Source organism: Serratia sp. NPDC087055, from assembly GCF_044900985.1.
GTDB lineage: Bacteria > Pseudomonadota > Gammaproteobacteria > Enterobacterales > Enterobacteriaceae > Serratia.
On record NZ_JBJDOG010000001.1, the window covers coordinates 913,881 to 923,121 of the forward strand.

Below are 9,241 nucleotides of genomic sequence, written 5' to 3' on the forward strand. Positions count from 1 at the left end.
GCAGACGACTAATACACCAAACCAAACCTTTGTGTTGTACGGCATACTGCACCCTCCAGTTAAAAATAAAGGCCGCGCTATGCAGCCTCTTCGGTATCAGTTTCGGGTTCGTTAACCCAGTCAGGATGTTCGCCAGCGCCGAGATAGAAATCGATAATCTTCAGCAGGCGCGGATAGAACTTAAGCGCCCTCTTGCCGTCCATTTCTGCTATTTCGCGCTTGGTGAACTTGCGCCATTGCTCAACGGTATGATTCTGGCAACCGGCACGGATATATTCGCCATTCGATATCTGTAGGTAATACGGTTCGCCCATGATTACGAATGTGTGATCAGGCAGCTCGGCATCGCGCAGGTTGGCATCGCGCAGGTCGGCATCGCGCAGGTCGGCACCGCACAGGTTGGCACCGCACAGGTTGGCACCGCACAGGTTGGCATCGCGCAGGTTGGCACCGCACAGGTTGGCACCGCACAGGTTGGCACCGCACAGGTTGGCATCGCACAGGTTGGCACCGCACAGGTTGGCACCGCACAGGTTGGCATCGCGCAGGTCGGCACCGCGCAGGTCGGCACCGCGCAGGTCGGCTCTGGATCCGCTTTTACGTAACGATGTTACCCAGACCTTATGGTCATCAAGAATCTTGCGTAACTCAGTGGCGTTCATATTGACCTCAATAAAAAAGCCGCCGAGTGGCAGCTTGATGTAAAAGAAAAGCCTCCGAAGAGGCTTTGTGTTTGCGCTTTCCCCAGACATCAACAGTCCGTGTTAATCGAATAAGCACTCATAGAATGCCTACTCGATTGTGCGTATTCGCTCGCCAGCGTTACCACTCACATATTCGCCCCTTGGTTGTGTGCTATGGCTCTGTTCGCCGCCGAGTGAGGGTTTTAGGCTCTTCACAACCCGTCATAGCCGAAGCTGATAAGCTGGTGCTAGTCCTCACTATTCAAATGAGTGCCAGTCAGCTGCGTTATGCCAACTGACACGCATGGACCCGTCTGCGCTGGCACTCATTTGAATAGCGCCCCGTAGGGCGCGGTGGGTGTTACTCAGGTAATTCGTCTGGAACTGAAGGGCGAATAAAGTCGGCCCAGGACAGAAAAACGGTGCTCGGTTCGTCCCGCCCGTAGGCGTGCTTAATCACCAACCTGCCGCTATCGTCTGGTTTCAGATAGTCGTAGTACATGCCGCCTTCTTCGAAGTAATCGCGGTAGAATCCGTTCATGCCAAAGAAATCACCATCTTCGCTTACCCAGTTATCAAGCCATCCTGGAGCGCCTTCAGGAAATTCCCCGCTATCCTTGAATTCAGCCAGCTCGTCATTGGTTGCAGCGGTAAGCGCATACCGCATTTCGATGACGCGGCGTTCAACTTTTTCAAGGATCAGGTTGCATTCGGCCTTGCCGTCAGCGCCGAGGCCTCCCCACTTTTGCGAATACTGGTAAAAATCAACCAGCCCCCACACCTTAATGTCATCGCCACGCTTAATGTCTGGCGTCTCTGTTGGTTTCTTCCAGATTGTTTCCATCGTGTAACCCTCTGCTGTGTTAGTTCGCGCACTGGTGCTTTTTGCTGAAGATGCGCTGAGCCTGAATTGCTTTACCCGCGCTTGGAGTGCGGTAGAAAACGTCACGGCATTTGCTGCAAAACAAAACCTTCATGTCGTGACCATCAACGCCCCAGCCAACGTGCTCGTTTATCGCTTTCATCGTGTTATTCCTCAGTGGTCTTAATGAAGCGCCCCAAAGGACGCTTGATAAGTTCACTTCTCCCTAAAGAACGTTACAGATCGGTCCCTCTCGGGGTCTGTGGGTGATTACGTCGCTCACCTGATGCGTTTGCTTATTTGGCTTCCTGCCATTTCCCGGTGGTTTGGGGTGACGTTGTTGTCGATGGGGTAAAATTACAAGAAAGATTGTATTTAGTAAACAATAAATCTTGTTATTTTGTTTGTGAAATACTTACTTTTTTGTTTTTTAAGTGAATTTAGTTTTTAAAGTTTGCTGGAATGGCATGACTTGGCCGGGCATGAGGTGTAATTTGGGTGAAATTTGTACGGAGGCGACTATGGCAGACCCAGATTCAGATCCGGTTTATGACGAGGCGTGCAGGATAGTGGGGCAGTCTTGTTTGATGTTGGCACGGAATGGCGACGAGATAAGCCGCGAACAGGTGGCATACCAGTTAAAGCGTATTCACTGGCAGGTCATGGAGGAAACAGGAGAGTCGAATTTACCTATTAAGCTGGCGATAGAGCAGTTAGAAGGAGGATTGTAGGCATTAAAAAACCCGGCTCGGTGGCCGGGTCATTTAATGAAGTATTTTGACAAAACAGCAAGCAGAACCGCAATCACTAGCGCAGTGACAATCTTCCATGTCTGCCCGTTTAATTCTTTATGAAGATCTTCTTTGGTGCAGATGGTTGCCTTAATGACAGCGATGTCTGAACCCAAGGTAATAACCTTTTCTTCGAGTTTTTTTACTCTTTCTAGCATGTCATCACCTCCGCCATTGCTGTCACCATGTTTAACAGTATGGGGCTGTTCTGGTTGATTTTCAATTGGTGGTAGCTTGCGCTTAAACTCAAACACCTGGGCCATTAAGCTACATCCTTATGTTCAGCAACGATAAGGGAACAAGACTTTTTTTCAACCAACTCTTTTTCTTTGCCATCAGACTTATACCGAAAAAGCTCAAGAACAAACGTATATATTCCCGGCTTTTCTAACGCAACACCCCTCATGAACATTGACGATATAAGCGCTAGCTGGTTAGGGATAGGGATATCGTATAAAGGAACGTCCATGGTGCTCTTTTCGTTTTTATCTACTTTCAACACAGATTGACCATCGTAGAAAACATCAGCTGATGTCTCGTACATATGTTCATCAAAAAACAGTAACCCAGCAGTTATGTAGAAAGAATATAGTTTAGAGAAGTCAATATGATAAAGAATTAATGTTGGTTGATGCACTCCTGATGCTGCAGTCCCCTCTTGGATTAATGTAGGGTATAGAAAGGCTATTTTTTCTTGACGCTCTGACATGTGGAATCCTTTGTATCTTCAGCATTTAGCCATGTCGCTTAAATGCCTGCGACTGGCTAAAACATAGAGTCAGTAACGGCATCATTATCTACGTGACGTGATGCTTTTAAGATGCCAGCTACGTAATGCACTTTCAGCACATCCCCACGCATAATGGTGATTGGCCGGTGATCCTGATTGATACTGGTGAACTGGTACTCACCATCACGGGTGTAGTTGAGTACCTTTATCATGTTGTGTCCGTCACTGGTTCGTACAAACACCTCGTCACCAGGATGAATAGTTGTGCCTGGCTCAATCAGAACGAACTCACCAGACTGAATACGTGGCCACATGCTATCGCCTCTAACACGCAGGCCATAAGCATTTGGATCATCACTGTATATCTTTAGCCACCCACCTCGGTATTCAACCATGTCGATCATGCCATCAACCCCTAAAATGGCATCGCCAACAACCGGAACCAAACCTGGTAGTACCTTGCCTATATATTCAATAGATTCATCGTTATCCGATAAACCAAGCGATTTTCCATGCAGCAGCCATTCCAATGAAACCGCCAACGCGGAAGCCAGTTCAGGAAGATATCTCGGCCTTTTGGTTTTGCCGCTTTCGAGCTGCTCTATTGATTGCTGGGAAGTGCCTGCTTTTGCGGCCAATTCAGCCTGAGTTAGCTCAAGACTTTCCCGCTTTAATTTCACTCTTTCGCCGATAGTCATATGCACCTCATATCAGCCTCGATATTTACAAGAAAACCTGTAATTGACAAACAAACTAACTTGTATAAAAATACAAGAAATTTTGTTAAGGAGGCATTATGGAAACCATTTCGGATCGCCTCAAAGAAAAGCGAGCGGCGCTGAATCTTACCCAGGCAGAGCTAGCTAAAGCTGCCGGGGTTAAACAGCAGTCGATCCAGTTAATTGAAGCTGGAACTACTAAGCGTCCTCGGTTTTTGTTTGAGATTGCTCAAGCTCTAAATTGCGACCCAGCATGGCTGCAATACGGAATTCATGGTGGAAACACCAACACCCCAAACAACTCACTGTAAGACAACGGAAATTGTAAATGGAATCAATCGCAACAAGTAGCAATTCAGTACGCATCAACTGCAAGCCTGAGTTACTGGAAAGCTTCTTTCACAAAGAGGCAATTATTCGCGGTAACAAGCCGCTGGCACTGGATATGGGGATTCACCCGTCAGGGCTGAGCAGGGAGAAGGTAAGGCTGGTGGGTTTGGCCTGCCGGATGATTTCCCAGCTTGGTTTGCCTGCTGGCTGCGTTGCTCAAACAGGGTGCGAACAAAACGTAGTGCTAACCGGCGAGGTGGCTAAAAAGCTTATCTCCATGCTGGAAGGCATCCGGGAACCAAAAACGGAATAGGGGGCTTTATGGCCTGGGATACTTTTGTTTACGACAACATCAAACGGCAATTAATGGCTGAGGGATTCAGCGAGGCAGTAGCTCAGGGGGGGCAAATCATGGTGCTGATCACTATCGCCGTATGTCGCAGGCGAGCCGCAAGGGGATGGCATTCGACGACTGTCTCACCCGTGCCAGGCAGTTTTCACTTGCGAGCTGTACGAAGGAAGAAAAGCCAGAGAAGGCGGGTAAGAAAGCAAAAAGCCGAACAGCTGCAACTGGTCGGCCATCACTTATCTGAGAACTAATTCTAAGAGGCGGATTCATTATGGCAAACGTAGCGATCTGTGGCAACAGCCTGAAAATGAGCAGCCGTGAAATTGCCGAGCTTACTGGCAAGCAGCACGGTCACGTCATGCGTGATATTGAAGCCATGTTTGAGCAGCTTGGCGAAACCGCTGAGGGGTATATCCAGCTTTGGGTACACCCCCAGAACGGCCAGCATTACCGGGAATATGCTCTCGATAGGGAGCACACCGAATGTCTGGTAACTGGTTACAGCGCTAGCCTGCGCATGAAAGTCATTAAGCGACTGCATGAATTAGAAAGTACGCAGTATCCGGCATTGCCGCAGACCCTCCCGGAGGCTTTGCGCTTGGCTGCTGACATGGCAGAGCAAAAAGCGCAGTTGGAGCAGAAGGTTCAGGCTGATGCCCCTAAAGTGGATTTTGTTAATCACTATGTTGAAACGGCCGGTTCCAAAAGCCTCCGAGCTACGGCGAAGGTTTTGAACATGCCGGAAAAGGCGATGATCGAATCACTTATCCGCGACAAGGTTCTGTTCCGTCAGTCTGGGAACCTGCTGCCGTATGCCAGTCATCACCACTCAGGAAATTTCACCGTCAAAACCGGTACCGCCGAGCAGTCTGGTCATGCCTTCACACAGACCAGAGTAACACCACGCGGTATTCAGTGGATTGCTGAGCGCTACGCATCCGAACTGATGGCGAGTTAACCATGAGCCAATCCGTCCCATTAAACCGAATTTATCTGGATGACCGCGGCAATCGCGTGACTGTCATTCGCTGGGATCGGACTGCGCAACAGGTGATTTTTATGCGAGAGGGCTACCCGTATGAATGCATGCAGCCACTTGAGCGATTTAGAGAAAAATTTAAGCGAGTCGAAGTATGAGCATGAACCTGATGGCGCAGGCTATGAGCATCAAAGTGGGTAATCCACTGCGCAAGCTGGTGCTGATCAAGATAGCCGACAACGCTAACGACAAGGGCGAATGCTGGCCTTCCTATCAGCATGTCGCTGACCACTGCGAGTGCAGCAAAAGCGCCGTGAGGGCGCACATTGAGGCATTGATCAAGATGGGATTAATCACCAAAGAGAACCGTTTGGGTGTGAACAACGGCAAGGGTAATACCTCGAATCTTTACTACCTGACATTAGATACCCCTGTGTCATCAGAAAGCATAGCCCCCTGTGCCGTCAAAAAGCATAGGGCTATGTCGTCAAAAAACACAGGGCTATGCCAGCAGGTGGCACCCCCTATGCCGTCAGAAAGCACACCCCCTGTGTCACCAGATGGCACCAGAACCAGTCACTCTCTTGAACCTGTCATTGAACCAAAAGAAAAACCCCCTATAGCCCCCCAGAGCGAACAACCTGTGGCGGACACATCGGACATGGCTGGGGAAGTGCTGGATTTCTTGAATCTGAAAATCAATGGCAAGACACCGAAGCGCGTCAGCACCCTGTTAGAAATCACTGAGCGCCTGGCTGAAGGAAACTCTGTGGACGAACTTAAGCTGGTGGCAGAACACCGCGCAAGCCTGCTGCTGAACAACCCAGCAATGGGGCACATGCTCAGCGCCAAGATGATTTTTGACCCGGTACGCTTCGGTGGATATCTGGCAGCGGCTAACACCTGGAATAACCAGCGCACCCGTAAAGCAGCAATGGCCAATGCAGTGGAGCAACAACGTCAGGATCCGCCTGCTGGTGATATCCCCGAGATAGATTTCGATGAGTCATTTGACCGCCTAATTCGTGATGCAGGTATGCCAGCGAACGCCGCAGAAAAACGCGCACAGCAGCAAGCTCGCAAGAACGGATTTGGCGATGTTGAAGAAGCCGGAGCGCGTCAGAAATGGCGTCCAATGTTAACCAGAGCCTACGCAATGACAGGAGCACAGGCATGAGAGCGATTGTCAAAGCAGCATTACAGCGTGATATGGGGATTGCACTGATCCCTGTAAGCGGTGATCTGGCATTACACATGACGGGCCGCGTCATGGTTTCAACGCTGCCGAAAGAGTTCAAGGATACGCCAGAGGGAATTCTCCCAGCGGTAGAGCATGAGATAGCGAATGACCCGCGCCTGCAGTCATTCTTCCAGCATGAGCGTGTTACGAGTGCTTGCGGGGGTATCAACGCTATTGAAGCCTGGGCTACTCAGTTCACTAAATGCCAGTACAAGAAGCATGAACACCCACCGACAATTTTGGACACCGAGCGTTTAGGGAATTCAGCCGTTCGCATCTGCCCAGGTTGCTACAAGCGGGGAATTGGTTCTGAACGGATGGACATTCTCGCGGCCCGTAATGCTGCCCGCTGGGTTGTTGCTACGGCTAAGCATCGCCTGAAATCTGAAGGCCAGTTAACTATCCCTGAGCTCATGCTCTGGTCCATGTTGTCAGGTGTGTTTGATCTGATCCCCGAAGATGTGGCGCGAACTGTTACCAACATTCCCGAGCCGAAAGTTATCACGAGGACCCGCAAAGAGTCCGATATGGACTGCATGCCATCGGTTAATGAAATCATCTCCAAGCAGGCTGTTAAGTGCTTCACCGTTGACCCTGAACCGCCAAAGGCGTTCATGTTGCGGCCTAAGCTGACTCGCGTTGAAGACAGTAAATATACCCGCTGGGTAAAGACTCAGCCTTGCTGCGCATGCGGTGCACGGTCTGATGACCCTCATCACATCATCGGGCATGGCCTCGGTGGTATGGGAACCAAGCCAAGTGACTATCTGACAATTCCGTTGTGCCGTACCTGCCACCGCAACCTACATGACGACCCTGCTGCATGGGAAGCGGAACATGGTAGCCAAACGGACCTGTTCGCACAGTTCTTTGACTACTCGGTTGGTATGGGGGCTATCTTGTGAAGAAATATCTCATCACGCCAATTTCAAAGCCACGCCAAACGCAAAAAGACCGGTGGGCCAAGCGCCCGCCTGTTCTCCGCTATCGGGCATTCTGCGACGAAGTGAGATTGCATCGCATATCGCTACCTGAGAGCGGTTATCACGTGACGTTTGTATTACCCATGCCAGATAGCTGGAGCAAGAAGAAACGCGCCGACATGGCCGGTAAGCCGCATCAGCAGAAGCCAGACAAAGACAACCTGGAAAAGGCGTTATTGGATGCCATTTTTGAGGACGACTGCCGGATCTGGGACGGTCGAGTAACAAAGGTTTGGGGCGAAGTATGCCAAATAATTATTGGAGAAATAGCATGAGATTAGAGTCGATTCCAAAATACTTTGCACCAAAATCGCCAACGTTCAGCGATTCCCCTCGCGCTACTGCTACTGACGCTCTAACCAGCACTGACATTATGGCGACGCTTGGGCTCGCCGATTTAAAAGGTGGCTTCGGTTTGGATCTGTTTCTGGCTAAACAGGGAATAAGCTCTCCAGAACGAGCACTGGAAAGCCTGCAAAAGTACGCAGTGAATGCGGCCGCTTTTCACAAGGCCATGAGCAAGCACAGTAATGAGCTTCAGCAGAGAGCAATCGGCATCATGGTAGTGTTCGCGTTTCAGGATTACTCACGCAGTGCAGCCAGTGTTAGAACCTGCGAATGCTGTAATGGTGGTGGCTTTATTGATGCTGAGGTATTTACCAACAAGGTGCAGTACCCAGATGGGAAGCCGCCAAAATGGGCAAGCATTACAAAAGGCGTGTTCCCTTCGTACTGGGAGGAAGTGAAGGCAGTTAGAGAGGTAGTGAAGGTGCTTTGTCCGACGTGCAAAGGGAAAGGGGTGATTAGCAATGCATGTAGATGCAGCGGTAGAGGAAAGGTTCTGGATAAGGCGCTCACAGAAAAAACTGGCATACCGACCATGAAAGAATGCGGAAAATGCAGCGGTAGGGGATATGCGCGTTTACCAGCAGAGCAAGTTAGAAAAGCATTGGCGCTGGAAGGATTGGAAATAGCTGAAACAACATGGCGTCGCGACTACAAATCATTTTATGAGCAACTTGTTACCCAATGTCACAAAGAGGAAAGTGTTGCTGATGCAATGCTGGCAGCGGTCACGATTTAAACACTCAATGAATTATAGCGACACGTTAAAAGCAAAGTGTTGACATTTTGGCGAAAATGGACTAGCTTTATCCCCATGATGTGATATTTACGCCTGTCACATGACCATTCTTTTGAGGCCCGCCATTGCGCGGGCTTTTTCGTCTTTAGCGCCCAATGCCTCACTCACTGACGTATGTCGCCCCGCATTCGCGGCGCTAACCCTTATCTATCACCCGATGCCGGGACCAATCCCCGGAAGGGGGAGGTATGAAAATCATGCCGGAGAAAATTGCTTCGATGGCTTCTTACTGCATATCTGGAGGTTTGATCTGCATGGGGGGCCTTGTTGAGTGGTTCCGTCATATTGACTGGAACCAAGTAGCAGTAATTAGCGGTATCGTGATTGGTATTGCGACCTTTTTAACTAACGCTTATTACAAGCGCCGCCAGACGAAAGCTATTGAACGTGCGGCTGGCATGGGGATCGCAATCGTCCCTGAGAGGGATTAA

The 9,241-nt window shown here is 49.8% G+C and carries 16 protein-coding genes and 1 pseudogene; 11 read left to right on the forward strand and 6 right to left on the reverse strand.

Annotation, left to right across the window (positions count from 1 at the left end; all coding sequences use genetic code 11):
• Positions 1-77: 77 nt before the first annotated feature.
• From ACI2J2_RS04360 to ACI2J2_RS04370, 3 genes are all read right to left on the reverse strand, one after another.
• On the reverse strand, positions 78-662 hold the full coding sequence (locus tag ACI2J2_RS04360; protein WP_404759483.1) for a pentapeptide repeat-containing protein: 585 nt from the start codon (positions 660-662) through the stop codon (positions 78-80).
• A 382-nt stretch (positions 663-1,044) separates the two neighbouring features.
• Entirely contained in the window at positions 1,045-1,527 is a 483-nt protein-coding gene (locus ACI2J2_RS04365; protein ID WP_404759484.1) for a hypothetical protein, read from the reverse strand.
• A 19-nt stretch (positions 1,528-1,546) separates the two neighbouring features.
• Positions 1,547-1,708 carry a hypothetical protein gene (locus tag ACI2J2_RS04370; RefSeq protein WP_404759485.1) on the reverse strand — a complete coding sequence of 54 codons (162 nt, stop codon included), beginning with the start codon at positions 1,706-1,708 and terminating at the stop codon, positions 1,547-1,549.
• Positions 1,709-2,066: 358 nt separating this feature from the next.
• Between ACI2J2_RS04370 and ACI2J2_RS04375 the strand changes: the two genes are divergently transcribed.
• Positions 2,067-2,276: a hypothetical protein gene (locus tag ACI2J2_RS04375; protein ID WP_404759486.1), complete on the forward strand. Its 210-nt coding sequence runs from the start codon at positions 2,067-2,069 to the stop codon at positions 2,274-2,276.
• 29 nt (positions 2,277-2,305) lie between these two features.
• On the opposite strand, the gene ACI2J2_RS04380 is transcribed toward ACI2J2_RS04375, so the two are convergent.
• Genes ACI2J2_RS04380 through ACI2J2_RS04390 form a run of 3 tightly spaced genes read right to left on the reverse strand, consistent with a single transcriptional unit; the run spans position 2,306 to position 3,764 of the window.
• Positions 2,306-2,599 (reverse strand): hypothetical protein, encoded by a 294-nt coding sequence (locus tag ACI2J2_RS04380; RefSeq protein ID WP_404759487.1) that lies wholly within the window; start codon positions 2,597-2,599, stop codon positions 2,306-2,308.
• A complete protein-coding gene (locus ACI2J2_RS04385; RefSeq protein ID WP_404759488.1) occupies positions 2,599-3,045 on the reverse strand; it encodes a hypothetical protein in 447 nt (148 codons plus the stop codon). The genes ACI2J2_RS04380 and ACI2J2_RS04385 overlap by 1 nt, the downstream gene beginning before the upstream one ends.
• A gap of 56 nt (positions 3,046-3,101) precedes the next feature.
• The gene (locus tag ACI2J2_RS04390) at positions 3,102-3,764 is read right to left on the reverse strand and encodes an XRE family transcriptional regulator (protein WP_404759489.1); all 663 of its coding nucleotides are present in this window, start codon (positions 3,762-3,764) and stop codon (positions 3,102-3,104) included.
• A gap of 98 nt (positions 3,765-3,862) precedes the next feature.
• On the opposite strand from ACI2J2_RS04390, the gene ACI2J2_RS04395 reads away from it, so the two are divergent.
• The 10 genes and pseudogenes from ACI2J2_RS04395 to ACI2J2_RS04440 all read left to right on the forward strand — a co-directional run bounded on the left by ACI2J2_RS04395 (position 3,863) and on the right by ACI2J2_RS04440 (position 9,241).
• Positions 3,863-4,096, forward strand: coding sequence for a helix-turn-helix domain-containing protein (locus tag ACI2J2_RS04395; protein WP_404759490.1), 234 nt, complete (start codon positions 3,863-3,865; stop codon positions 4,094-4,096).
• A gap of 17 nt (positions 4,097-4,113) precedes the next feature.
• Positions 4,114-4,428: a hypothetical protein gene (locus tag ACI2J2_RS04400; RefSeq protein ID WP_404759491.1), complete on the forward strand. Its 315-nt coding sequence runs from the start codon at positions 4,114-4,116 to the stop codon at positions 4,426-4,428.
• An 8-nt stretch (positions 4,429-4,436) separates the two neighbouring features.
• A complete protein-coding gene (locus ACI2J2_RS04405; RefSeq protein WP_404759492.1) occupies positions 4,437-4,715 on the forward strand; it encodes a hypothetical protein in 279 nt (92 codons plus the stop codon).
• Positions 4,716-4,735: 20 nt separating this feature from the next.
• Positions 4,736-5,422: a phage antirepressor KilAC domain-containing protein gene (locus ACI2J2_RS04410; protein WP_404759493.1), complete on the forward strand. Its 687-nt coding sequence runs from the start codon at positions 4,736-4,738 to the stop codon at positions 5,420-5,422.
• Between the two features lie 2 nt (positions 5,423-5,424).
• Positions 5,425-5,601, forward strand: coding sequence for a DUF4222 domain-containing protein (locus tag ACI2J2_RS04415; protein ID WP_404759494.1), 177 nt, complete (start codon positions 5,425-5,427; stop codon positions 5,599-5,601).
• Positions 5,598-6,047, forward strand: a pseudogene (locus ACI2J2_RS04420) (helix-turn-helix domain-containing protein); the annotation flags it as partial. The gene ACI2J2_RS04415 and the pseudogene ACI2J2_RS04420, both read left to right, overlap by 4 nt.
• Positions 6,048-6,616: 569 nt before the next feature.
• On the forward strand, positions 6,617-7,588 hold the full coding sequence (locus ACI2J2_RS04425) for a DUF968 domain-containing protein (RefSeq protein ID WP_404759495.1): 972 nt from the start codon (positions 6,617-6,619) through the stop codon (positions 7,586-7,588).
• Entirely contained in the window at positions 7,585-7,941 is a 357-nt protein-coding gene (locus ACI2J2_RS04430) for a RusA family crossover junction endodeoxyribonuclease (RefSeq protein ID WP_404759496.1), read from the forward strand. The genes ACI2J2_RS04425 and ACI2J2_RS04430 overlap by 4 nt, the downstream gene beginning before the upstream one ends.
• Entirely contained in the window at positions 7,938-8,750 is an 813-nt protein-coding gene (locus ACI2J2_RS04435; RefSeq protein ID WP_404759497.1) for an antitermination protein, read from the forward strand. The genes ACI2J2_RS04430 and ACI2J2_RS04435 overlap by 4 nt, the downstream gene beginning before the upstream one ends.
• Before the next feature lie 248 nt (positions 8,751-8,998).
• Entirely contained in the window at positions 8,999-9,241 is a 243-nt protein-coding gene (locus tag ACI2J2_RS04440; RefSeq protein WP_404759498.1) for a phage holin, read from the forward strand.

Excerpts from the sequence above, each read along its gene's own strand:
- ACI2J2_RS04375 (WP_404759486.1), top strand. The coding sequence starts at position 2,067 with ATGGCAGACCCAGATTCAGATCCGGTTTATGACGAGGCGTGCAGGATA.
- ACI2J2_RS04390 (WP_404759489.1), bottom strand. The coding sequence starts at position 3,764 with ATGACTATCGGCGAAAGAGTGAAATTAAAGCGGGAAAGTCTTGAGCTA.
- ACI2J2_RS04395 (WP_404759490.1), top strand. The coding sequence starts at position 3,863 with ATGGAAACCATTTCGGATCGCCTCAAAGAAAAGCGAGCGGCGCTGAAT.
- ACI2J2_RS04410 (WP_404759493.1), top strand. The coding sequence starts at position 4,736 with ATGGCAAACGTAGCGATCTGTGGCAACAGCCTGAAAATGAGCAGCCGT.
- ACI2J2_RS04405 (WP_404759492.1), top strand. The coding sequence starts at position 4,437 with ATGGCCTGGGATACTTTTGTTTACGACAACATCAAACGGCAATTAATG.
- ACI2J2_RS04440 (WP_404759498.1), top strand. The coding sequence starts at position 8,999 with ATGAAAATCATGCCGGAGAAAATTGCTTCGATGGCTTCTTACTGCATA.
- ACI2J2_RS04415 (WP_404759494.1), top strand. The coding sequence starts at position 5,425 with ATGAGCCAATCCGTCCCATTAAACCGAATTTATCTGGATGACCGCGGC.
- ACI2J2_RS04400 (WP_404759491.1), top strand. The coding sequence starts at position 4,114 with ATGGAATCAATCGCAACAAGTAGCAATTCAGTACGCATCAACTGCAAG.
- ACI2J2_RS04360 (WP_404759483.1), bottom strand. The coding sequence starts at position 662 with ATGAACGCCACTGAGTTACGCAAGATTCTTGATGACCATAAGGTCTGG.
- ACI2J2_RS04380 (WP_404759487.1), bottom strand. The coding sequence starts at position 2,599 with ATGGCCCAGGTGTTTGAGTTTAAGCGCAAGCTACCACCAATTGAAAAT.
- ACI2J2_RS04365 (WP_404759484.1), bottom strand. The coding sequence starts at position 1,527 with ATGGAAACAATCTGGAAGAAACCAACAGAGACGCCAGACATTAAGCGT.
- ACI2J2_RS04385 (WP_404759488.1), bottom strand. The coding sequence starts at position 3,045 with ATGTCAGAGCGTCAAGAAAAAATAGCCTTTCTATACCCTACATTAATC.
- ACI2J2_RS04370 (WP_404759485.1), bottom strand. The coding sequence starts at position 1,708 with ATGAAAGCGATAAACGAGCACGTTGGCTGGGGCGTTGATGGTCACGAC.
- ACI2J2_RS04435 (WP_404759497.1), top strand. The coding sequence starts at position 7,938 with ATGAGATTAGAGTCGATTCCAAAATACTTTGCACCAAAATCGCCAACG.
- ACI2J2_RS04425 (WP_404759495.1), top strand. The coding sequence starts at position 6,617 with ATGAGAGCGATTGTCAAAGCAGCATTACAGCGTGATATGGGGATTGCA.